This window comes from Lacihabitans sp. CCS-44, assembly GCF_024343735.1.
Taxonomy (GTDB): Bacteria; Bacteroidota; Bacteroidia; order Cytophagales; family Spirosomataceae; genus Leadbetterella.
Window position 1 is genome coordinate 1 of record NZ_RJUE01000001.1, and the last position, 23,263, is coordinate 23,263.

At 36.7% G+C, this 23,263-nt stretch carries 20 protein-coding genes and 1 riboswitch; of the genes, 15 read left to right on the forward strand and 5 right to left on the reverse strand.

The features are described 5' to 3' along the window. Window positions 1-178 precede the first annotated feature (178 nt). Both EGI26_RS00005 and EGI26_RS00010 read right to left on the reverse strand, forming a co-directional pair. Entirely contained in the window at window positions 179-685 is a 507-nt protein-coding gene (locus EGI26_RS00005) for a uridine kinase (protein ID WP_255075491.1), read from the reverse strand. A gap of 10 nt (window positions 686-695) precedes the next feature. Continuing rightward, window positions 696-2,228, reverse strand: a complete 1,533-nt coding sequence (locus tag EGI26_RS00010) for a helicase HerA-like domain-containing protein (RefSeq protein WP_255075492.1) — start codon at window positions 2,226-2,228, stop codon at window positions 696-698. 597 nt (window positions 2,229-2,825) lie between these two features. Here EGI26_RS00010 and EGI26_RS00015 point away from each other — a divergent pair. From EGI26_RS00015 to EGI26_RS00040, 6 genes are all read left to right on the forward strand, one after another. Continuing rightward, a complete protein-coding gene (locus EGI26_RS00015; protein WP_255075494.1) occupies window positions 2,826-3,617 on the forward strand; it encodes a hypothetical protein in 792 nt (263 codons plus the stop codon). Beyond that, window positions 3,595-4,461: a lipoyl synthase gene (lipA, locus tag EGI26_RS00020; RefSeq protein WP_255075495.1), complete on the forward strand. Its 867-nt coding sequence runs from the start codon at window positions 3,595-3,597 to the stop codon at window positions 4,459-4,461. The genes EGI26_RS00015 and lipA overlap by 23 nt, the downstream gene beginning before the upstream one ends. Window positions 4,462-4,476: 15 nt before the next feature. After that, on the forward strand, window positions 4,477-5,670 hold the full coding sequence (locus EGI26_RS00025; RefSeq protein WP_255075496.1) for a lycopene cyclase family protein: 1,194 nt from the start codon (window positions 4,477-4,479) through the stop codon (window positions 5,668-5,670). Window positions 5,671-5,788: 118 nt separating this feature from the next. Further along, a riboswitch (SAM-I-IV-variant riboswitch) is annotated at window positions 5,789-5,893 on the forward strand. Between the two features lie 56 nt (window positions 5,894-5,949). Continuing rightward, complete coding sequence (metK, locus tag EGI26_RS00030; protein WP_255075497.1) at window positions 5,950-7,221, forward strand: methionine adenosyltransferase; 1,272 nt, start codon at window positions 5,950-5,952, stop codon at window positions 7,219-7,221. A gap of 236 nt (window positions 7,222-7,457) precedes the next feature. Next, a complete protein-coding gene (gene sucD / locus EGI26_RS00035; protein ID WP_255075498.1) occupies window positions 7,458-8,336 on the forward strand; it encodes a succinate--CoA ligase subunit alpha in 879 nt (292 codons plus the stop codon). Between the two features lie 108 nt (window positions 8,337-8,444). Then, entirely contained in the window at window positions 8,445-8,855 is a 411-nt protein-coding gene (locus tag EGI26_RS00040) for a lipocalin family protein (protein WP_255075499.1), read from the forward strand. Window positions 8,856-8,938: 83 nt separating this feature from the next. Here EGI26_RS00040 and EGI26_RS00045 read toward each other — a convergent pair whose 3' ends face one another. Then, entirely contained in the window at window positions 8,939-9,868 is a 930-nt protein-coding gene (locus tag EGI26_RS00045) for a malate dehydrogenase (RefSeq protein ID WP_255075501.1), read from the reverse strand. Between the two features lie 180 nt (window positions 9,869-10,048). Between EGI26_RS00045 and EGI26_RS00050 the strand changes: the two genes are divergently transcribed. The 8 genes from EGI26_RS00050 to EGI26_RS00085 all read left to right on the forward strand — a co-directional run bounded on the left by EGI26_RS00050 (window position 10,049) and on the right by EGI26_RS00085 (window position 20,127). After that, window positions 10,049-10,471, forward strand: coding sequence for a YkvA family protein (locus EGI26_RS00050; protein ID WP_255075502.1), 423 nt, complete (start codon window positions 10,049-10,051; stop codon window positions 10,469-10,471). Between the two features lie 110 nt (window positions 10,472-10,581). Beyond that, window positions 10,582-10,782, forward strand: coding sequence for a twin-arginine translocase TatA/TatE family subunit (locus tag EGI26_RS00055; RefSeq protein ID WP_255036369.1), 201 nt, complete (start codon window positions 10,582-10,584; stop codon window positions 10,780-10,782). 83 nt (window positions 10,783-10,865) lie between these two features. Beyond that, a complete protein-coding gene (gatA, locus tag EGI26_RS00060; RefSeq protein WP_409035348.1) occupies window positions 10,866-12,287 on the forward strand; it encodes an Asp-tRNA(Asn)/Glu-tRNA(Gln) amidotransferase subunit GatA in 1,422 nt (473 codons plus the stop codon). A 129-nt stretch (window positions 12,288-12,416) separates the two neighbouring features. Then, window positions 12,417-13,997, forward strand: coding sequence for a lytic transglycosylase domain-containing protein (locus EGI26_RS00065; protein WP_255075504.1), 1,581 nt, complete (start codon window positions 12,417-12,419; stop codon window positions 13,995-13,997). Between the two features lie 118 nt (window positions 13,998-14,115). Continuing rightward, window positions 14,116-15,477 carry a gluconate:H+ symporter gene (locus EGI26_RS00070; RefSeq protein ID WP_255075505.1) on the forward strand — a complete coding sequence of 454 codons (1,362 nt, stop codon included), beginning with the start codon at window positions 14,116-14,118 and terminating at the stop codon, window positions 15,475-15,477. Beyond that, complete coding sequence (locus EGI26_RS00075; RefSeq protein WP_255075507.1) at window positions 15,474-15,935, forward strand: RidA family protein; 462 nt, start codon at window positions 15,474-15,476, stop codon at window positions 15,933-15,935. The genes EGI26_RS00070 and EGI26_RS00075 overlap by 4 nt, the downstream gene beginning before the upstream one ends. 995 nt (window positions 15,936-16,930) lie before the next feature. Continuing rightward, window positions 16,931-18,955 carry an NAD(+) synthase gene (gene nadE, locus EGI26_RS00080; protein WP_255075508.1) on the forward strand — a complete coding sequence of 675 codons (2,025 nt, stop codon included), beginning with the start codon at window positions 16,931-16,933 and terminating at the stop codon, window positions 18,953-18,955. Between the two features lie 74 nt (window positions 18,956-19,029). After that, window positions 19,030-20,127, forward strand: a complete 1,098-nt coding sequence (locus tag EGI26_RS00085) for a Gfo/Idh/MocA family protein (protein WP_255075510.1) — start codon at window positions 19,030-19,032, stop codon at window positions 20,125-20,127. A gap of 48 nt (window positions 20,128-20,175) precedes the next feature. Here EGI26_RS00085 and EGI26_RS00090 read toward each other — a convergent pair whose 3' ends face one another. Further along, window positions 20,176-21,327, reverse strand: a complete 1,152-nt coding sequence (locus EGI26_RS00090; RefSeq protein WP_255075511.1) for a DUF1624 domain-containing protein — start codon at window positions 21,325-21,327, stop codon at window positions 20,176-20,178. An 11-nt stretch (window positions 21,328-21,338) separates the two neighbouring features. Then, window positions 21,339-22,430 carry an endonuclease/exonuclease/phosphatase family protein gene (locus EGI26_RS00095; protein ID WP_255075513.1) on the reverse strand — a complete coding sequence of 364 codons (1,092 nt, stop codon included), beginning with the start codon at window positions 22,428-22,430 and terminating at the stop codon, window positions 21,339-21,341. 376 nt (window positions 22,431-22,806) lie between these two features. On the opposite strand from EGI26_RS00095, the gene rimP reads away from it, so the two are divergent. Then, window positions 22,807-23,262: a ribosome maturation factor RimP gene (gene rimP / locus EGI26_RS00100; protein WP_255075514.1), complete on the forward strand. Its 456-nt coding sequence runs from the start codon at window positions 22,807-22,809 to the stop codon at window positions 23,260-23,262. Window position 23,263: the final 1 nt, after the last annotated feature.

Below are 23,263 nucleotides of genomic sequence, written 5' to 3' on the forward strand. Positions count from 1 at the left end.
CCACTAACAGCTAAGGCTTCGTTCGGCATGCAATGCCTAGAATGAAGCCAATGTTGAACTTAATCTCGAGTAGTTTAGTTTTTCTCTTTTTTCCAAATCTATGGGGTTCTCGTCTATTGCCTTATGAGTTTCTGAAACAGTTTCCTTATAATTTTTGAAGCTTTACCCTATTTCCTATCTATTTCTCCAAATACCCCAAAATCTTTTTCATGTCAAACTCGTCTTCTCCTGAGGCTTCTAGATAGTCGGTTTTTATCGTAGAGGGTTTGCCCATTTTGAGGTAGGATTTCCAGATGTGGTCGATGTACCAAGTGGGTATATAGCCCCAGCGGGAGTCCATGGCTTTTCTGATGATAAAGGTGCGTTTGGATATTTTCACAAAAATGCGTTTCTCGTAAATAGCATTCAGCCGAGCATCATGAAAAGCAAAAAAACCTTCCACTATCACTACATCAAATCGTTCTCTAAAATCAGCAACGACTTCTAGCATAAGATCGTGATCAATAGAAAGCGGTGATTCCCAGTCGGTTTTGTCCTTTATTTTAGGTATTTGGGTTTCGGGAAAAACAAAGTCGTCTTGGTGAAAAATAATGGCTTTTTTGCCATTTCTTCTGAAATGCGTCACCAAAAGATTGGCCAATGTACTTTTGCCTGACCTACTCGGCCCACCGATTCCTATTACCATATTGATTGTCTTAAAACCAACTAGTTTTCTTTTTTCCACCCAAGCCCAAAGCTCCCAAAAGCGACCTTGTGATGATACTGGCAGCAGTTCTACCTATCTGTCGAGTAACGGAGCTTGACAAAATAGTTTCTAAAGTAGATTTCTCTTGTTTTCCTTTTGGAGCCTCTTCTTGCTCTTCAGATTCGTCCGCAGTGTTCAGTTTTTCGTTTAATATTTCGTATGCACTCTCACGATCTATTACTTCATTGTATTTCTTGGCAATCTTCGATTTCTCTATGATTTCTTCTATTTCATCGTCTGACAAAATATCCATTCTACTTCTAGGAGGACACATAAAAGTAACAGCCAGTGGAGTTGGAATGCCCTTTTCGTTCAAACAAGTCACCAATGCCTCTCCTATTCCCATAGCAGTTAGAATATCTTCGGTTTGGTAAAAATCCGTCTCGGGGTAGTTTCCGGCAGCTTCTTTTATGGCTTTTCTATCGTTGGCAGTAAAAGCTCTCAATGCATGCTGTACTTTCAAACCCAACTGAGCCAGAACCGACGATGGCACATCTTGAGGATTTTGTGTACAAAAATATATCCCAACACCTTTCGATCTGATGAGTTTTATAACTGTTTCTATCTGATTCAACAAGGCCTTTGAAGCTTCTTGGAACACCAAATGAGCTTCGTCTATAAATATCACCAGTTTTGGTCGATCTTCATCACCAGCCTCGGGCAAACTTGCATACAACTCTGCCAAAAGACTCAACATAAAGGTAGAGAATAGCTTAGGTCTATCCATCAAATCCATCACTCTCAATATTGAAATCATCCCTTTCCCTTCGTTGTCAATCCGCATCAAATCGTCGATATCAAACGAAGTTTCGCCAAAAAACACGTCGGCTCCTTGCTGCTGAAGCTCTATTACTTTTCGCATAATTGTACCCAGCGAAGTAGTAGACATCCTTCCGTAGTTATTCTCAAACTCGTCTTTGCCTTCGTCGCTCAAAAACTGAATAACTCTTATAAAATCCTTTAAATCAAGCAAAGGCAGTTTATTATCGTCACAGTATTTAAACATTACCGACACAATACCTTCTTGTGTATCATTCAAACCTAATATTTTCGAAAGCAAAATCGGTCCAAATTCCGACACTGTGGCTCTCAATTTAGTGCCTTTTTGGTCACTTAGCGTCAGCATTTCTACCGGGAAGCCATTCGGCGTATATTCAATACCAGCAGCATTTGTTCTTTCTAAAATAAAATCTTTTCCTTCGCCCGGCATGGCTATACCACTTAAATCGCCTTTTATATCCATCATCAGCACAGGCACACTGGCATCACTCAGACATTCGGCCAATACTTGCAGGCTCTTTGTTTTGCCTGTTCCGGTAGCTCCAGCTATCAAACCGTGGCGGTTCATGGTTTTAAGGGGTATTTTGACCTGAGTACCTTCTACCACTTCACCATCGAGTTTGGCGGCTCCCAAAACAATAAAATCACCTTTAAAAGTATAACCTTTCGAAATCTCGTCTTTGAATGACTGAATTTTTGACATATCTGAATGCTAAATTTATATAAACTGCAAGTTGTTAAAACTTCGGTATAATTGAAAATAATTGGGTTTAATAAATGGCGAATTAAAGAAAGAATTCTATTTCGATTATTTAATTTTGTAAAAAAAACACTTTGAAGGACATTTTAAACAAACTCGGTTGGGCATTGCTTTTTTCATTCACTTTGATGGTGGTCATTATTTCTGTCATTTTATTTCAAAACAACTTCACAAATCAACCAAAAATAAAACTTTCCGCATTTTATTTTATCATTTCGATAATTTTCCTGATTTCCGGCCTATATTTCAGAAATCTATCTAAGAAGGTTTAACATCCTGCCTAAATCGAACGCATTGCATTGGCAGAACTACGGCTGCAATCAAAAGCACAATTTGCTTTTTCGACTCCCGCTTGTCGTGGGGTGATATCGGTACGAAATTTGACTAATTTTTCAAAAAAGCAAAGTTTTGCATCGTTTTTTTTCAAAAAAAATATAATAATATAATTAGATAATTTACTTTAGAACATTTTTTAAGGTTTGTTCGTTAGTATTTTGGAATATTAATCTATATTTACTCAAACTACAATAGGGATTCAGGATGTTTAGAAGAAATTTGATTTTATTTTTTACGGCCGCTCTTTTACCTTTTATAGGCTTTTCACAAAAAGCTGATGAAGATACAGAAATAGACACCAAAACGCTATCCTATGGACTTACCACAAACAATTACACCAGTTTGTTGGGAGGAGTAATTCTGCGAAACTCTTTTCCTGTCTCGAAAAGAAAAAGTAAACCTGTCAATCGTTATATTTCTATTGAAGCCATAAATCTCAAAAATCCAAGAGAGGAGAGCATATTAAGTGCTTATGGTAGCAAATTTGTTTATGGCAAAACCAATTATTTCTTTTCTATCCGACCACAATATGGCAGAGAGTATTACTTTTTCCAAAAAGGCGACGAAAACAGTGTGGGTTTTAGCATAATAGTAGCTGGTGGACCGAGTATTGGCCTTTCAAAACCTTATTATATTAAGTATACAAATCAAAAAGGTGATTCACCTCAAACTGTGGCTTACAACCCTGATATTCATACCAATACAAGTTACATAATAGGTGCAGGTAGTATTTTCCAAAGTATGTTTAATGGCTTAAAGTTTAATCCTGGCTTACACGCAAAAGTGGCCACCAATATTGACATTTCAACCTTCAATAATAACGTGACCGGGGTAGAGCTTGGGACACTTTTTGAGGTTTTTGCCAAAGAACCAGAGATATTGGCTCCCAAATTTTCACATAATCCTCAGACCTTTGCTACGCTTTATTTAACTTTGTACTTTGGAAACAAGAAATTGGTAAAAAACAAAAAGAATGGAGGTAAAGGAACCGAGTGAGAGAAAGAAAAGGCCAGATTGGCTTAGAGTGAAACTTCCTATTGGCGAGAGTTATAGAAAAGTAAGAGAGATTGTTGATAACAATAAGCTACACACCATTTGTCAAAGCGGCAACTGCCCAAACATGGGCGAATGTTGGGGTGAGGGTACTGCTACTTTTATGATTCTTGGAAATATCTGCACCCGTAGTTGTAATTTTTGTGCGGTAGCCACTGGCCGACCAACCGAATACGATACTGACGAGCCACAAAGAGTGGCCGAAGCTATAAAAACGATGGGGGTAAAACATGCAGTAATAACCTCCGTAAACCGTGACGAGCTGAAAGACAAAGGTGCCGAGATATGGTACCAAACCGTAGTTCAAACCAAAGAATTGTCTCCAAAAACTACAATTGAAACCTTAATTCCAGACACCAAAAGCGATTGGGATGCCTTATACAGGATGATTTCGGCTGGACAAGAAGTAGTTTCGCACAATATGGAAACCGTAAAAAATCTCTACAGAAGAGTAAGGCCACAAGCCAGATATGAAAGGAGCTTGGAACAAATCAGAAAAACCAAAGAATACGGAAAACGTACAAAAACAGGCATAATGCTTGGATTGGGCGAAACCAAAGACGAGGTTTTTGAGGCCATGGATCATTTGGCAGAAAACGGCTGTGATATACTAACACTCGGCCAATATTTGCAGCCAACCAAAATGCACCACGAAGTTTTGGAGTTTATTCATCCGGAGATGTTTGCTCTTTACAGAGAAGAAGGCTTAAAAAGAGGCATAAAATATGTAGAGTCTGGTCCACTGGTACGTTCGTCTTACCACTCAGAAAGACATGTAAACGTCTGATAAACAATCCTGTAAATGCCAACACTCACATCTCAAAATAATATGTACGATTATATTATTTGTGGAGGAGGCATGTCTGGCCTTTCCCTAGTTTATCAATTATCTAAGTCTTCACTTTCAAAAAAAAACATATTAATAATTGACCATGAAAGAAAAACCAAAAACGATAGAACTTGGGCTTTTTGGGAAAAAATAGACAATCCTTTCGACGAAATTCTTTTCAAAAAATGGGACAAAGTAAAGATAGTTGACACACTCAAATTAGAAAAAACTTACGACTTAGGAGAATACAAATACAAACTACTTAAGGGAATAGACTTTTATGATTTCGTAAATAAACATCTAGACGACTTTCCAAATATTAGTTTTTACTTGGACACCATAGATTCTATTTCAGAACATACTGATAATGTTACTGTTATAACAAAAAACAAAACAAAGTTTGAAGCTGAATATGTTTTTGATAGCACTCATCAGCTAGATCTTAAAAATAGCAATAACCACAACTTCCTTCAGCACTTTAAAGGCCTTGTAATCGAAACCAAAGAAAATACTTTCGAACAGGATATTCCTGAAATGATGAATTTTGGAATACCCCAAAAAGTAGCCGAATGTAGATTTATGTACGTTTTGCCATTTTCTAAAAACACAGCAATTTTGGAGTTTACAGTGTTTTCAGAAAACCTTCTTTCAGAAAAGGAATACGACCAAAGCCTTTTTGATTATATAAAAAATGAACTCAAAATAACCGATTACAGAGTAATTGAGGAAGAATTTGGCGTAATACCCATGTCAGACACTGAAATCACAGAATATCCTTCAAAGAGAATTATCAGAATTGGCACTTCTGGCGGTTATACCAATCCAGCTACAGGATATACTTTTTCTAACACCCAAAAAAAACTAAAAAAAATAGTAGAAAGTCTTGAAAAACAGCATATTGATTTACTCAAAACAAGCATTTGGCAAAAACGGCACAATCTATACGCCTCTACCCTACTCAATGTTATCCAAGAAAACAGACACTCTATGGCTGAGGTTTTCGATCAATTATTTTCCAAAAATCATATTTCTTTGGTCTTCAAATTTCTAGATGGCGAAACAAATTTTCGGGAAGAATTGAAAATAATGTGGTCAACGCCAAAGGTGAAATTCGGAATGGCCTTCTTTGCAATAATTTTGAAAAAGCTCAAAAATGCTTTTTTGTAGAAATTTTTATTTTTCAAAAAGCAAAAAACCATATTAAATAGTTAAATTTTCTAACAAATACTAATTTAATAGATTTTTTCACTAACATTTTTTAGTTTCACCAAAAATTCTGAATTTTGCATTACATCAAGAGTTCCTGATTTATTAGGAAACCAACCGAGTACTTAGAAACACCGCGGTGGTAAAAAAGATGTGGGTCGCCCGACCAAAAAAGTTTCGGCAAAGCACCTGACATTCAATTCTCTTGCTAATTTTTTCAAATCTTTAAAAATTTAAAAAATGGCTTATTTATTTACTTCTGAGTCAGTATCAGAAGGACACCCAGACAAAGTTGCGGATCAGATTTCAGACGCACTTATCGATCACTTTTTGGCATTTGATGCCACTTCAAAAGTAGCTTGTGAAACCCTTGTAACTACCGGATTGGTGGTTTTGGCAGGAGAAGTTAACACCAGCACTTATTTGGATGTGCAAACTATCGCAAGAGACGTAATCAAGAAAATTGGTTATACCAAAGCGGAGTACATGTTTGAGGCAGATTCTTGTGGAATTATTTCTGCAATTCACGAACAATCAAAAGACATCAACCAAGGCGTTGACCGTAAGTCTGGCGACGACTTCGAAGCCAAGGCAAATGCTCAAGGAGCTGGTGACCAAGGAATGATGTTTGGATATGCCACCAAAGAGACCGACAACTACATGCCTTTGGCTTTAGACTTGTCGCACAAAATTCTTCAAGAATTGGCGGATGTAAGAAGAGAAAATGCTGAAATTAAATATCTTAGACCAGATTCTAAGTCTCAGGTTACCATCGAGTATTCTGATGACAACCAACCGCAAAGAATTGATACTATTGTAGTTTCAACGCAACACGATGATTTTGACGAAGACGAAACCATGCTTGCCAAAATCAAGTCGGACATTATCAATATCGTTATTCCTAGAGTAAAAGCTAAACTTAAGCCTGAACTTCAAGCTTTGTTTACAGACGATATTCTTTACCATATTAACCCTACAGGTAAGTTCGTAATCGGTGGACCACACGGAGATACTGGCCTTACGGGTAGAAAAATCATTGTGGATACTTATGGTGGTAAAGGTGCTCACGGTGGTGGTGCTTTTTCAGGAAAAGACCCTTCGAAGGTTGACCGTTCCGCAGCTTATGCGACACGTCACATTGCCAAAAACCTTGTAGCAGCTGGAGTTTGTGACGAAGTATTAGTGCAAGTTTCTTATGCTATTGGTGTTGCTCAACCATGTGGTATTTTCATTGACACCAATGGAACAGCCAAAGTGTCACTTTCTGATGGAGAAATTGCTAAAATAGTGGAAAATACATTCGACATGCGTCCTTATGCTATTGAGCAAAGACTAAAACTACGCACGCCTATTTACTCAGAAACAGCTGCTTATGGACACATGGGTAGAGAGTCAAAAATCGTTAAGAAATCTTTTAACAATGCTGGTCAAAAAGCAGAAGTTGAAGTTGAATTATTCACTTGGGAAAAATTGGATTACGTAGATAAAGTAAAAGCTGCTTTTGGCATCTAATCAAAACTTGTAATCGATTTATAGAAAGTATAAGTTCTAAAATTTTAGAATTTATACTTTTTTTTATTACCAAAAAACTTAAAATACTTACAATAAGATACTTAACCTTTTTTAGGTAAATTTTTTTACCGAGTTTTTTGTATTTTTCTAATTTCGAGGGTACATTTGGAGGAGAATTAATAAGTATTTTTTATCATTTAAATATTTAGTCCGCGTAGCGGCAAAAAACCATAAAGATGAGTATTCTTGTAAACAAAAATTCGAAAGTAATTGTACAGGGCTTCACAGGATCGGAAGGTTCGTTTCATGCCGGACAAATGATTGATTACGGTACAAATGTGGTAGGTGGAGTAACACCGGGAAAAGGTGGTCAAAAACACTTAGAAACGCCAGTATTTAACACCGTTGAGGAAGCAGTAACAGCCACAGGAGCAGATGTATCTATTATTTTTGTACCGCCGGGTTTTGCAGCCGATGCCATTATGGAAGCCGCTGATGCTGGTATCAAAGTGATTATCTGTATCACTGAAGGTATTCCAACCAAAGATATGGTGAAAGCCAAATCTTATATTCAAGACAAAGACGTAACACTTATAGGGCCAAACTGCCCAGGAATCATCACCGCTGAAGAATGTAAAGTAGGTATCATGCCTGGTTTTATTTTCAAAAAAGGCACTATTGGTGTGGTTTCAAAATCAGGTACTTTGACTTACGAAGCAGTGGATCAATTGACCAAAGCTGGACTTGGACAAACTACAGCAATTGGTATTGGAGGCGACCCTATCATTGGAACAACCACCAAACAAGCTGTGGAAATGTTTATGAACGACCCAGAAACAGAGGGAATAGTTATGATTGGAGAAATTGGTGGAGGAATGGAAGCAGAAGCTGCTCATTATATTAAATCAACGGGCAACAAAAAGCCAGTTGTAGGCTTTATAGCTGGTCAAACTGCACCAAAAGGACGTAGAATGGGTCACGCTGGTGCTATAATTGGTGGAGCTGATGATACAGCAGCAGCTAAAATGGCCATCATGCGTGAATGCGGAATTTTCGTAGTAGACTCTCCTGCTGAAATCGGAGAAACAATGCTGAAAGCATTAGGAAAGATATAATTTTTCAAAAAACAGTTCTATTTTATTTTTTGGCACGGTTTTTAACAACTCTTAATTAGTAACGACTAATTAAGAGTTTTTTTTTTGCATTCCTAAACAATAAACATCATGAAAAAGATTTCACTACTTCTTGTAACGCTTTCATTTATAACCTCTTGCACTCCAATTGAGAAAGAAATCCAGTTGATGCCAATAGACTATCTAACTGCTGGATTATCTAAAACTTGGAAACTAACTCAATTTAAAAACGCAGAAATTGACCAACTGACTGACTGCATAAAAGACGACACATTCACATTTAAGAAAAAAGCAGGCGAATATGAATGGAAAAAGGGAGAAAACAAATGTTATTCAGAAGATGTAGATGCTGTGTTTAGTTATAAACTCACTGCAGATGGCTCTACATTGACTATAAACGAATATGAATATAAAGTGAACCGTTTGGATATGAAAAATTTAGAAATTGAAATTGTTTTAAATGGGCATAAACAAATATTGGGTTATTCTACGGTAGAGTAGTTTATTTTGTCGAGAACAATACCATCAAAAAAGCCCGAAAACTTTATAGTTTTCGGGCTTTTTTATATGCCTAAGGAAGAAAATCACAAAGCTGCGTTCATAGCTCTTACCGCCTCAGCTGATTTCTCAAATGCCTCTTTTTCGGCATTGCTCAATCTTAGGTTTATTATTTTCTCCCATCCGCTTCTACCAATTACTACTGGCACACCTATACAGATATCCTTTTGGCCATATTCTCCATTCAAGTAAACACATGAAGGGATAATTTTCTTTTCGTCACGAAGGATAGACTCAACGATTTGGCCAATTGCTGCACCCGGAGCATACCAAGCCGAAGTACCCAACAGACCCGTAAGGGTAGCCCCACCTACCATAGTTTTGTCAGAAACTTCTTTCAGTTTTTCTCCACTCAAAAATCTGCTAACAGGAATACCATTCCAAGTAGCTAATCGAGTCAAAGGAATCATAGTAGTGTCACCATGCCCCCCTATAACCATACCATGAAGGTCACTTTGAGCCACATTTAGAGCCTCACCAAGTCTGTATCTGAATCTCGATGAGTCCAAAGCACCGCCCATTCCAATCACTTTCCTTTTCGAAATACCCATTTCTGCCGCTATTTGATAGGTCAAGTAAGTCATGGTATCCATAGGATTAGACACTATTAAAATAACTGCTTTAGGCGAAACAGCCAAGGCGTTTGTCACAACAGTTCTAACGATTCCGGCGTTTATACCAATCAACTCCTCACGTGTCATACCTGGCTTACGTGGCAAACCCGACGTAACTACTATGACATCAGACTTTGCAGTTCTTTGATAATCATTGGTAACACCCACTAATTTAGTATCGAAACCTTCAATAGAGGCTGTTTGAGCTAAGTCCATAGCTTTACCTTCTGCAAAACCTTCTTTGATGTCTAAAATAATGACCTCAGAGGCTATTTCTTTTCTGGCGATATTGTCTGCGGCAGTAGCCCCGACAGCACCAGCACCTATTACTGTAACTTTCATGTGATTTTAACTATTTTTAGGTAAACCCTATTTGATTTAAAAATTTTAACAAAAATATTGTATAATTTTAATAATAGCCAATTATATCATTTTGATTTTTAATATTTTTTCGATAAATATTACAAAAGAATGGCTTAATTTGTATTGGTTTTAAAAAGTATTCTTTCATATCTGTAGACAATGAACACAAGCAACATATTAGAAAAAATCTTAGATTCGGTTTTCTATAATTCCTCACTAAAAAAAGCATCTAGAATTTCAACAAATGCAGTTGGTATATTAACACTGCTCAAGGGCGTTTTAAAAAAAATACAAGCCGAAGGCAAAAGCACTGTAATGCAGTCCATCACCTCGAAAATTATGACGTTGGGTAAACTACTAAAGTTTTATGCCACTGGCGATTACAGAGGAATTGACCTCAAAAACGTGGTAATTATCATTACAGCTTTCGTTTATTTTTTATCTCCAGTAGACCTTATTCCGGACTTCATACCCATGCTCGGATTTGCTGATGACATCGCTTTGGTAACGTTTGTGTTTAATAGTGTGGCAGAAGAAATTGAAAAATTCGAAACTTGGCTATTGAACAGAGATATTCCTTGACAAAAACTAAGTTTTCAGCGATAGATTAACACGATTTAACACCATTGGTAAAATAAAAAGTTTTTTATTATGGTTAATTTATTAAATTTGTACATCAATTATTTACAAACATGGAATTAGCAACGTTATTGTTTTTAGGAAATTTAGGCGGTACTGAAATTTTCGTTATAGTATTTGTAATCTTATTATTTTTTGGTGCGAAAAAATTGCCGGAATTGGCTCGTGGATTAGGCAAAGGTATCCGTGAGTTTAAAGATGCTACCAAAGATGTAAAAGAAAATATAGAGAAAGCGGCAAATTCAGAAGATTAATAGCCTAGAAAACATTTTTTTGAACAACAGTTTCAATAGAAAATATTGAACCTGTTGTTTTTTATTTTTAAAGGACCAAAGAAGTGATATATCAAACCTATGATACATATCGTAAAGCACTGCTAAGTAACCAAACGACCGTTTCTGCTACTGTAAAGAGTTTTATAGACAATATTGAAATCAATAAAGACTTAAATGTTTTTCTTGAAGTCTATGCAGAAGAGGCTTTGGCTCAAGCAGAAATTGTACAAGAAAAAATAATAAACGGCACCGCAGGAAAGCTTGCTGGCATGGTAGTTGGCATCAAAGACGTTCTCGCGTACAAGAATCATAGTTTGCAATCTGGCAGCAAAATACTTGATGGTTTCAAATCTCAATTTACGGCCACCGCTATTCAAAGACTGCTTGATGAAGACGCAATAATAATAGGAAGACAAAATTGTGATGAGTTTGCAATGGGTTCTTCCAACGAAAACTCTGCTTTTGGGCCGACCTTGAATTTTGCAGATAAAACGCGAGTACCTGGAGGCTCATCTGGTGCATCAGCAGTCGCCGTACAAGCGAATCTATGCCATGCATCTATAGGCTCGGACACAGGAGGCTCTGTCCGTCAGCCAGCTGGCTTTTGTGGAGTAGTCGGCCTAAAACCTACCTATTCGAGAATTTCTAGATGGGGATTGGCAGCATACGCTTCCTCGTTTGATTGTATTGGCCCTATTACTAACTCTATCGAAGATGCCGCACTTTTACTGGAGGTAATGTCAGGAAGTGATCAATATGACAGCACTGTTTCACAATTACCTGTTGAAGATTACAGTTCAGTTTCTGCTTCAGAAAAAAAATACACCATTGGTTATTTTGAAGACGCTATAAACTCTGAAGGAATTGACTATGAAGTGAAGAAAAGAACAGAAGACAAACTTGAAGAGCTAAAAAAAGCTGGTCACACTTTGGTCCCTCTTTCATTTCCAAAAATGAAATATTTGTTGCCAACATATTATATTCTAACCATGGCTGAAGCAAGTTCAAATCTTTCTAGATATGATGGTATTAGATATGGCTATAGAACTCCAAAGGCGGCAAATCTAGAGGATTTGTATAAAAAAACCAGGGGTGAAGGGTTTGGAAAAGAAGTAAAGAAAAGGATTATGCTTGGTTCTTTTATTTTAAGTGCTGATTATTATGATGCTTATTACACCAAAGCCCAAAGAGTAAGAAAGCTAGTAAAAAAAGAAACTGAGAGCTTTTTTGAGAAAGTCGACTTTATAGTATCGCCTACAACACCAACTCCAGCCTTTAAGATTGGTGTAAAAAGTACAGACCCTATGGAGATGTTTTTGGCAGATATTTTTACTGTTCACGCCAATGTAGTTGGATTACCTTCAATATCAATACCAAATGGTAAAAACGCAAATGGACTTCCTATTGGTTTTCAGATACTTGGCACTGAATTTGGGGAAAAAAAGATGTTAGAATTTGCCTTGAACATTCAAAAAATCAATTAACTACCCAGTTTCTAACATTTTTTTTATGTTTAATAATTTTTTTTAGAAAAAAAATACTAGTTTTGAAGTATTGCTTTTCTAAAAACCTCGTTTAGTTTATTTAAAATTGTGAAAACTCATTTTATTAATATGAAAATCTCAAAATTCCTTTTGACCTTTTCTTTTATTGCCGGTTTAAATTTTGCTTCAAATGCTCAAGTGAATTCAGTAATACTTGAAGACCAAGCAGTCATCGATACTACAGTTGCAGAAGAACCCAAAATTATATATCCTTATGAGTTAATTGTCTTTGATGAAAGAGATAAAAAAGAATATAAAGTTCTAATAGAAGATCCTCAGATTGTTGAGCAGAGACTCAAGGCGATAGAAAAAACCATGCCCATGGTTTACAACGAAAGTGTAAAAAAATACCTCGATTTCTTTCTGATTAGAAGACCTAGTTTTTCTAAACACATGATGGAAGAAAAAGAGATTTATTTTCCAATTTTCGAAAATTCCCTTCGACAAAATGGAATGCCAGAAGAATTAAAATATTTGGCTTTACTAGAATCTGGACTTAATCCCAAGGCGGTATCGAGAAGTAAGGCAGTTGGACTTTGGCAGTTTATGTCTTTTACAGGCAAAGAAATGGGGCTAACCATCAACGAGTATGTAGACGAACGTATGCACATAGAAAAATCGACTGATGCTGCTTGTAGATACTTGAAGCAACTTTACAAAAAATTCAATGATTGGGATTTGGCATTAGCTTCCTACAATACTGGTCCTGGAAGAATTGGCAGAACAATGCGTTCTACTGGCCTTTCAAATTATTGGGATCTTCACCCACACATTCACCCAGACACTAGAGCTTATGTACCACAATTCATTGCTTTGGCTTACATGATGAATTATGGACACCTTCATGGAATAACTCCAACTAACATAAAACAAACAGTTCCTGTAGAGAAAGTTATATTGGAAAAATATGTTGATTTAAGTGTTTTGGCTTCTTTAAGTCAGTTAGACCTTGCAGAAATCAAAAGATTAAACCCTCACATCAAAGGCAATATTCTACCAGCAATGCCTTATGGATATGAGTTGACTCTGCCTGCCACCAACCTTGCGTATTTTAACGAAAACAAATTGACAATCTTGGACTCTGCTAGCAGAAAAGGAGAATTACCAATTTCAATTGAAAATTCCGACTCTGAAAACCCAACAATGTTGGCATCTGGCAGTGGCGTAACTACTACTGATGATGGTACAATCGTAATTGGTAGAAAAACTTCGACACCACACATTACTGCATCGAATACTTCTGATGAAGATCAAGAAGAAATTCCTGTAAAGTATAAAAACATCACCAAACAAGTTAAGAAAATTCACAAAGTGAAAAGAGGTGAGTTTTTGAACAAAATAGCCATGAAATATGATGTCAATATGAAAGATATCAAAAAATGGAACAACAAGCGTTCATCTCAAGTAAATGCTGGAGAAAGATTAGTAATATATGTAGATGTAAAGCAAAAAGTTAAAGCAAACAGTATTGCTGCTAAGACTTCTTCAGAAACTATCAAGAAATCTGCTACTTACACTGTTAGGCCTGGAGACACACTATGGAATATCTCCCAACGTTATGATGGAGTAACAATCTCTGACATAAAAAAGTGGAATAATATATCTGGGAATACTGTAAAAGTTGGGCAAAAAATTAAAATTAAGTCTTAAAATACTAAATAGAAAACTTGTAAGAGGAGCTTTTGCTCCTCTTTTTTTTGTAACAATCTCAATAATATCAAAGGTTTTCTTTATTATTGCTTCCCTATTTCAACCCTAATTTAAAAAAATGCCTTTATTACTCACGCTCGTTGCCATTTTGGTATTGATACTGCTGGTTTCTGTTGTCAAACTCGACACTTTCATTTCCTTTATACTTGTTGCTATAGGTTTAGGATTAGCAAATCAGCTAGAAGTCCCAGTTCTCTCTAAAGCCATACAAAATGGAGTTGGTGGTACTTTAGGAGAGCTAACCTTGATCATTGGCTTTGGAGCCATGCTGGGTAAACTCGTCGCCTCCAGTGGAGCATCGGAACAGATTACCAACAAGATTGTGTCGGTTTTCAAAGATAAATACCTTACCTGGGGCTTGGCACTTGCAGGTTTTATAATTGGTCTGCCATTGTTCTACAATGCTGGCTTTGTAATTGTTATTCCTCTAATTTTTGCAATTTCTCAATCAACAAAACTCCCGATTTTGTATGTGGGCATCCCTATGCTGTCTGCCTTGTCAGTTGCTCACGGATATTTACCTCCACATCCATCGCCGGCGGCAATAGCTACCCAGTTAAATGCTGACCTTGGGAAAACGTTGTTTTATGGCATTATGGTAGCCATACCCGCCATTGCTGTGGCTGGACCGATGTTTGGCAGTACACTTAAAAAATACAAACCCGAGATAAACACGAGTCTTTTTGCAAGTGAAAAAGTTGAAATCAAAAACACTCCAAGTGTCTCTATAAGTTTTTTCGTAGCCCTTTTACCTGTGTTTTTATTGACTTACTCCTTATGGTATAATCTTATTTTGGGTATTCTGCCAGATAGTTTGGAGCAAAGCTTCAATGCTTTCTCTCAAATGATGAAAGATAATTTCAAAATCCATTTATTGATTGAGCCGAATTTCAGTTTACTAATATCAGTATTGGTGGCGGTTTATTTCTTAGGAATAAAACAAGGCAAAACAATGCCTCAGGTTGGCAAACTTCTTGAAGAGGCTTTCAAAAATGTAGCTCCTATTCTACTCATTATAGCTGGTTCAGGAGCATTGAAAGAAATATTTATCATCAGTGGTACCAGTAAATATATAGCAGGTTTATTGTTAAATGTGGACCTAAATCCATTGATATTGGGTTGGGCTATAGCAGCCTTAATCAGAGTTTGTATTGGTTCTGCAACTATCGCTGGCCTCACTGCGGTAGGCGTACTCTTGCCAATGATTCAAGCCCAATCAGGCTTATCTCCAGAATTAATGGTTTTAGCGATTGGCTCAGGTAGCTTGATGTTTTCGCACATCAATGACGGAGGATTTTGGTTATTCAAAGAATATTTTAATTTAAGCATAAAAGACACCATCAAAACTTGGAGTATTATGGAAACCATAGTTTCTATTATTGGACTTCTGGGCGTGTTGGTATTAGACCAAATAATATGACAGCAGACATCAAATTTGAAGCATTTGTAAATGAAACACCAGAAGCTCCAGCACCAGCTGGGGTTTACAAACCTATTTTAATAGTAGGTAATATGGCCTATGTGTCTGGCCATGGCCCAAATCTACCTGACGGTAGCCAATTTGTAGGCAAAGTAGGACTGGATGTAGACCAAGAATACGGTAAACAAGCCGCTCGCCAAGTGGGCCTTACCATATTGGCAACTTTAAAGAAAAATCTTGGATCTCTAAATAGGATAAAACGTGTAATAAAAGTATTGGGAATGGTGAACGCTCATCCAGATTTTGGAACACATCCTTATGTTATAAATGGTTGTAGCGAACTATTTGCCGAGATATTTGGAGAGGAAAATGGAATTGGAGTTAGAAGTGCGGTGGGAATGGGCTCTTTACCTGGGCGAATAACCGTGGAAATTGAAGCTGTTTTTGAGCTTCATTGAATTCGTCAATAAACGTACCATTAGATGACAATTTCTTGAAAGATTATCGAAAGGATACGCCAATTTGAAGTAAAATGAAATTCTGAAAAAATTACTAAGAGGTAGTAAAACCATTGAGTGGATACATAATGTATCCACTTTTTGTATTTATTGGGGATTTCGAACCAATATTGGTTCGCATAATTATCAAAAAAAAAACATGCCAATCGCTTGGCATGAAATTCTCATTTAATTGTTTGGTGTGAGACGCCAAAAAAATTCACTTCGACTTTCCCGATTTTGGAAAGTGTTTTCCTAATTAAATTTGCAAATGTCAAAAAGGGAAATGTCGAAGTGTTTTTTTCTCAATCCAAGTGCTTATCTCATTATCCTAGTTTTTTTATTTAACGACCTGTGTTTTTATAAATTCATACAAAAACGGCTTTTCAAAAGTTTTCACTCAATAGCTAAGCAAAGGGGGTGATTTTTTTCACCCTTCTTTCTAATATTCTTAAAATTCTATTCCTCTATCAAAAACGAAACAGAACTGTTTTTTACCAATCTTTTCCATATTATAACATCCAGCAAAAGTACTTGATGTAGCTGTGTTTTTGGGTTTTGTTGTTGTGTACTTTAATCCTTTTACTTCAGTTGGTCTCTCAGAAATTGTAACGTGCATACAAGTGCTTTATTTAATAGTTATTTAATAAGTTTGCATTAGAATTGATATAAATCAATTGCAAATATAGACGAATAATTTCTAAACTGTCACAACGCGATTTGCTGAAATTGACATAAATCAATTCATTTTAAAAGAAATAAAGTACTTAATATTAAGTACTTAATACCAAAACAATACCGTAAAATAATATTTTATTAAAATCAATAATACTTATCAAACGGATACATTTAAATCTACCGTTTTTGTTTCTCTTGAAGGAATTATTGAGGATAAATTCAAAAAATTAATATTTATCTTTTATTTTTTTAATTTTGAATCAAATTAAAACACAAGCATGGAATTAGTGAAAGTGGGAGCTGCCGCGTTGAACCAAACTCCGCTCGACTGGATTGGAAACAAAAACAATATACTGGATGCAATAGAGAGAGCAAAGGCACAAAATATCCAAGTACTTTGTTTGCCAGAGTTATGCATAACCAGCTATGGCTGCGAAGATGCTTTCTATTCGCCTGACGTATTCAAGTTATCTTTAGAAATATTAGAAGACATTGTAGACCAAACTTCCGATATAATAACGTGCGTGGGTTTACCGATATGGGTCAACAATAAAATATATAACTCATCTTGTGTGATAGCCAATAGGCAAATATTGGGCTTTGTTTGCAAGCAGCACCTACCCAATTACGGAGTATTTTACGAAGACCGTTGGTTTCATAGATGGAAGGCAGGTCAAACCTCAGAAATCAGCATAAAAGGCATAAAATATCCAGTTGGAGATTTAGTATTTAGCTTTGACAACATCAGAATTGGTCTTGAAATATGTGAAGATGGCTGGGTGGCCAACAGGCCTGCGGTGAGACATTTCGACAAAGGCGTGGATATTATCCTTAACCCTAGTGCTAGTCCATTTGGATTTCATAAGTTTAAGATTCGTGAGCAATTGGTTACAGATGCTTCTCGTGCTTTTTGTTGTGCGTATGTTTATACCAATTTGCTGGGTAACGAAGCAGGAAGATTGATTTTTGATGGAGATGCCATGGTTTGCTCAGGTGGTGACGTACTTGCTTCAAGTCAGCGTTTTAGTTACGCTGATTTCACTTTGACCTCAGCAATAGTCGACATTGGCAAAAACAAGATAGAGCAAGCCAAAATAAAATCAAACCTACCCACAGACCTCAAACTTATTCAGTCAAATTTTGAGCTGACTTATTCTGAAATCCCTAACACTACTTTTGCCGAAATGGAGGCTTTTGAAAAAGGAGGTTCATTAAAAGAAGAAGAATTTTCAAGATCAGTAAGTTTGGCACTTTTCGATTATCTCCGAAAATCTCGCTCGTTTGGATTCACCATTTCTCTTTCTGGTGGTGCGGATTCTTGTGCTTGCACGGCTTTGTGTGGCTTAATGGTAAGACTTGGCGATGAAAGCATCGGCTTTGAAGCATTTAAAGAAAAGCTCAGCTACATACCAGAGGTAAAAAATACCAAAACTATAGAAGAACTGACCAAAAAACTGATATTGACCATCTACCAAGGAACAGAAAACAGCTCGGATGACACCCTGAATTCAGCTAAAAACTTGGCAGAATCCATTGGGGCACAGTTCATGAAAATCAACATCAATGGCTTGGTGGATAGTTACACCCATTTGATAGAAGACCAAATTGGCCGAAAACTGAGTTGGGCTACTGACGACATACCGATGCAAAACATACAAGCTCGTGTGCGTGCCCCAGGTGTTTGGATGCTCGCCAATCTACACAATCACTTGCTTTTGGCTACCTCCAACCGCTCAGAAGTGGCTGTAGGCTACTGCACCATGGACGGTGACACAGCGGGTAGCATCAGCCCAATAGCTGGAATTGACAAAGATTGGTTAAGAACTTGGCTGATTTGGCTAGAAAAAACAGGCTGTGAAGTAAAAGGCAAACACATAAAAATAGAAGGCTTGAAATACGTAAACGACTTACAACCCACTGCCGAACTAAGACCAAAAGACAACAAACAAACCGACGAAAAAGACCTAATGCCATACAAAGTGCTTAACCACATAGAGCAGTTGGCCATCAGAGACAAAAAATCACCCTTGGAGTGCTTCAAAAACTTGGAGAAATTCTACGAAAACCAATACAGCCGAGAAGACCTCTACAATTGGACGAACCGTTTCTTCAAACTTTGGAGCAGAAACCAATGGAAACGAGAGCGTTATGCCCCAGGTTTCCACCTCGACACGCACAACCTTGACCCACGCAGCTGGACCCGCTTCCCGATTCTCAGCGGCGGTTATGTATTTGAATTGGAAAAACTCAAAGAGTATTATGAAGGGAAGAGTGGCGGTGGGAAGAAGAGGATTGGGTTTTAGTGGGTATTTTGAATTATATTACTCTCGATTATTTTTCTTACTTTTAATTATTATTTCAACCCTTCAAATAAAAAATGAAAAACTCTAGACGTGATTTTTTAAGAAACTTAGCCGCTTCGGGTGTTTTGGTACCTTTGGCCGCTCAAAACTTACAGGCCTACCCTATCACTACTGACCGAAAACTGCGTATAGTTCTTTGTGGATTAGGAAATTATGCTACCAACCAGTTGGCTCCGGGCTTGGCTCAATCTAAAAATTGTGAATTAGTAGGCATTGTAACTGGCTCGCCAGAAAAAGCCGCTAAATGGAAAGAAAAATACAATTTGGCTGATAAAAACATTTATAATTATCAAAATTTCGATACCATAGCCAACAATCCAGATGTGGATGTAGTTTATGTAGTTTTGCCCAATTCTATGCACGCCGAATACGTTATGCGTACGGCCAAAGCCGGTAAACATGTAATCACCGAAAAACCAATGTCGATGGATGCCAAGCAAGCTCGTGAAATGATAGCCTATTGCAAAAGCCAGAAAGTAAAACTTGGCGTAGGATACAGACTTCACTATGAACCATTTACCAATGAAGTCATGCGACTAGCCAAAGACAAAGATTTTGGCAAACCTAAATTTATTGAAACCAAGTTTGCCTGGAGAAACCGTGACCTCAAGGCTTGGCGAATGAACAACAAATGGTCGGGTGGCGGAGCTTTAATGGACGTAGGTATCTACTGCATAAACGCCAGTAGATACGCCACAGGTGAAGAGCCAATTTCGGTTACTGCCCAAGCCATTAAAACAGAACCTGAGGTTTACAGAGACATCGAAGAAACTATTTTATGGCAGTTGAAATTTCCGAGTGGTGCTATTGCAAGTGGGATGAGCTCGTATGCCACCAATGCCCATGAATTGTCTATCCATTATGAAAAAGGCAGTCTAAGCATGTCACCAGCCTATGACTATGGTCCACTTAAAGGAACCACCTCAAAAGGCCCAATGGATTTCCCGATAGTCCATCATCAAGCTTATCAAATGGATGGATTTGCGGATGCCATTTTGAACAATAAACCTATTTTAACTCCCGGAGAAGAAGGACTGAAAGATATGATTATCCTAGATGCTATCAAAAAAGCAGCCAACACCGGAAAAGAAGTAAAAATTGTAATGAGTTGATTAGCTTTTAGTAAAAAATGCATCCTTGGCATCAAGGATGTATTTTTTTTATAAATATCTCAGCCAAGCTTTTGATTTATTCGCCTCTTTATAAGCTCCGTACCATTTACACAAAGGATACATCAATACCACGATTGCCAACCAAATAAGATACACATAAGGCAGCGAAACTCCCCCACCAGTCTCTGGTCGCCCAAATTTAAATGGCCCAAAAACCAAGTCAGACACTGTATAACCTTTAGCAAAAACTATGGCAAACATTGTCAGGTGCACGACGTACCAATGGATCAGATAATAAAATAGCGGTACTTTTCCATATACTTTCAATATTTCAATCAGTTTGTTACTTCGCCCTTCAGCCCACCACATTTTTAAGAAAACCACACCTATTGTTACAAAAAAATACAAAGGCGAAGGTGGGTATTTTGAAACATTAAAGAACGACAATAGTGTGTAAACTGGAGTCTTTTGCACAGACCAATGTGCTGGGTCTCCATAAATGTCAACAGCCCTCAAAATCAAAAATAACGCTAAGAAAATTAAACCATACTTTAGAAAAAGTGCTTTGTTGTTTTTGTCTAAAAACAAACGTCCAAAGCCAAAACCGAGCATCATAATAGCCAACCAAGGAAAGGGAGGATAGGACATAAAAAATGTGAAACTTTCCCCAATAGGTATAAGGGCCGGGAAAAACAAAATTCCAGCTGAATTTCGAATGCCATCAGAAAAAGGAATCAAAGCCAATAATGGATACAATATCAATAGTAAAAATCCGATTTTACCTATGTAAGAAGTGGTGAATTTCAATAAAAGACTCAATAAAACAAACCCAAAGCCTATTGTTCCAATCACTTGAAACATAATAGTCTGAAAGTGAATATCAAACCAAATTCCAAAATTCACAACTGTAATTTCCAACAACAGAAGCCACAATCCTCTCTTAAACAAAAAACTTCGCACTTCATCCAAGTTTTTACTCGACTCAAAAGACATGTAAACTGAAACTCCTGATAAAAACACGAATGTAGGGGCACAAAGATGAGTTATCCATCGAGTAAAAAACAAAATGGGGGTAGTAGTATTCAAATCCGTGGGATCTTGTGTAAATGCATTGGTATGCATCAAATCTCTCACATGGTCTAAAGCCATTATGACCATCACCAAACCTCTGGCAAAATCTATACTTTGAATTCTTTTCATAAAAGGCAATTTTATTTCATTAAATACCAGGCTTTTATAGGATAATGGTCTGAAAAAGGCACATTCGAAACCGTCAAAAAATCAATATTTTCTATTCTTTTATCGTCAAAAAACTGATTGTCTATTCGCAAAAAACTCAACACTTTGTGATAGGTGAAACCAAAACCAAAACCAGTTTCTTCAAAAGCATTGCTGAGTTTTTTCCTTATTCTCCCATAAGCATACCCGTAAGGCAACTCATTAAAATCTCCAGCCAAAATAACTGGATAAGGACTTTCCTCTATCCAGTTTTCTAGTAAATTCACCTGTAAACCTCTATCCTCAAAGCCACCTTTTAGCTTGCTTAATACATTTCGTGTCTCTTGTTTATCTATTTTATTATCTTCCTTTAAAATCTTCTGAACTCGAATCCCCATAGACTTTAACTGAGCATTTATAACTCTAATGGTGTCTTTACCCACCACTATATCAGCCGAAAGCACTCCATTGTTGTTAGGTGGCCAATACAACTCTTTCTTCGATATTATCGGAAATCTACTAAAAATAGCTAAACCAATAGCTCCCTGCCCTTTGTTATTGTCCGTGTTGGAATGCATGTACACGTAATAAGCATTTCGTTTTGAAATACGCCTTAGCAAATCAAATTCATGGTATTTTTCAGTATTATACATTTCCTGAAAACACTTAATATCGGCCGTCAAAGTGTCCAAAACATTCGATAGACCTCTTGCAGAAACTTCGTTCTTTTTTAAAACAAACTGATGATAATCACCATACATAAGGTTGTAGCTGAGTAACGAAAAAGAAAACGGCGGATTGGGTTTTATATCTGGAGGGTTGATTTTCAATGTTCTATCAAAAACTGAGTAGGTTATCAGCAGCATAAATAAAGAAAGCAAAGCTTTGGGTGATTTACCAATAATCCACACCAAAAAAAAGAACAAATGCCCCAACAAAACCAATGGGAAAGTCAACATTAAGAAACCGCCCAACCAATGTCTGATATCAGCAGAAAAAACCAATTGATAAACCAATAGCGAATACAGACCAAAGCTAATATTGATCAGAAAGAAGAATTTTTTTATGAAATTGATTAAGCCCAATAACAATTACATTGAAATGATGGTGCAATAATAGCCAATATGCTTTAAAATATAAATAAAGTAAGGCATAAAAACATGATTTTCAAAAAACTACAAAACTCTATATTTTATTTAGTCCAAATGAATAACTTGCTAATTACTTAACACACTTTATTTCATTTAAAAAACCAATACATTCCCTTTTTTAAACTAAATAAATTTTGGCGATAATAAAGTGATAATATTCAGCCTTATAAATGGAATATTTTAAATTGTTTTTTTTAAATAATATATGGAATTTACCAAAAAATAGACTAATTTTGCATCGAAAAGAAGAATGAGGGGGTATAAAACCTCCTTTTTTGTTGGTAATAACTTTAGATTTGTAGGTTTTTAGATGGCTCTTAGAGAAGCAGTAATTAAATTTTTAGACGAAATAATATCCACCACGGATTATTACTTAGTAGATGTTGTTGTTTCCGACTCCAAAATCAGAAAAAAAATAACCGTATTTATCGATTCTGATGAGGGCATTTCAATAGATGCATGTGGTGATGTTAGTCGTCAGCTTGGTATTGAACTCGAAGAAATCATCGACATTGCCTTTGTCTTGGAAGTTTCATCTCCAGGTGCGGATAGCCCTTTGAAATTTGAAAGACAATATACCAAGAACATAGGAAGAACTTTAAAAGTAACTTTGGAAGATTTGAGCGAAGTAAAAGGAATGCTCACCCAAGTTTCTGACGGAAAAATAACCATAGAACCAGAAGCAAAAAAGAAAATAAAACCTGAAACGGTAACTTTATTGATTGAAAACATCAAGGAGGCTAAAGTTGTCATTTCATTTAAATAAA

Bases quoted from the DNA above. Each gene is read 5' to 3' on its own strand.
- lipA (WP_255075495.1), top strand. From the start codon at position 3,595: ATGGAGGTAAAGGAACCGAGTGAGAGAAAGAAAAGGCCAGATTGGCTT.
- EGI26_RS00075 (WP_255075507.1), top strand. From the start codon at position 15,474: ATGACAGCAGACATCAAATTTGAAGCATTTGTAAATGAAACACCAGAA.
- rimP (WP_255075514.1), top strand. From the start codon at position 22,807: ATGGCTCTTAGAGAAGCAGTAATTAAATTTTTAGACGAAATAATATCC.
- EGI26_RS00070 (WP_255075505.1), top strand. From the start codon at position 14,116: ATGCCTTTATTACTCACGCTCGTTGCCATTTTGGTATTGATACTGCTG.
- EGI26_RS00050 (WP_255075502.1), top strand. From the start codon at position 10,049: ATGAACACAAGCAACATATTAGAAAAAATCTTAGATTCGGTTTTCTAT.
- EGI26_RS00085 (WP_255075510.1), top strand. From the start codon at position 19,030: ATGAAAAACTCTAGACGTGATTTTTTAAGAAACTTAGCCGCTTCGGGT.
- sucD (WP_255075498.1), top strand. From the start codon at position 7,458: ATGAGTATTCTTGTAAACAAAAATTCGAAAGTAATTGTACAGGGCTTC.
- nadE (WP_255075508.1), top strand. From the start codon at position 16,931: ATGGAATTAGTGAAAGTGGGAGCTGCCGCGTTGAACCAAACTCCGCTC.
- EGI26_RS00065 (WP_255075504.1), top strand. From the start codon at position 12,417: ATGAAAATCTCAAAATTCCTTTTGACCTTTTCTTTTATTGCCGGTTTA.
- EGI26_RS00010 (WP_255075492.1), bottom strand. From the start codon at position 2,228: ATGTCAAAAATTCAGTCATTCAAAGACGAGATTTCGAAAGGTTATACT.
- EGI26_RS00015 (WP_255075494.1), top strand. From the start codon at position 2,826: ATGTTTAGAAGAAATTTGATTTTATTTTTTACGGCCGCTCTTTTACCT.
- EGI26_RS00040 (WP_255075499.1), top strand. From the start codon at position 8,445: ATGAAAAAGATTTCACTACTTCTTGTAACGCTTTCATTTATAACCTCT.
- EGI26_RS00025 (WP_255075496.1), top strand. From the start codon at position 4,477: ATGCCAACACTCACATCTCAAAATAATATGTACGATTATATTATTTGT.
- EGI26_RS00090 (WP_255075511.1), bottom strand. From the start codon at position 21,327: ATGAAAAGAATTCAAAGTATAGATTTTGCCAGAGGTTTGGTGATGGTC.
- metK (WP_255075497.1), top strand. From the start codon at position 5,950: ATGGCTTATTTATTTACTTCTGAGTCAGTATCAGAAGGACACCCAGAC.
- EGI26_RS00055 (WP_255036369.1), top strand. From the start codon at position 10,582: ATGGAATTAGCAACGTTATTGTTTTTAGGAAATTTAGGCGGTACTGAA.
- EGI26_RS00005 (WP_255075491.1), bottom strand. From the start codon at position 685: ATGGTAATAGGAATCGGTGGGCCGAGTAGGTCAGGCAAAAGTACATTG.
- EGI26_RS00045 (WP_255075501.1), bottom strand. From the start codon at position 9,868: ATGAAAGTTACAGTAATAGGTGCTGGTGCTGTCGGGGCTACTGCCGCA.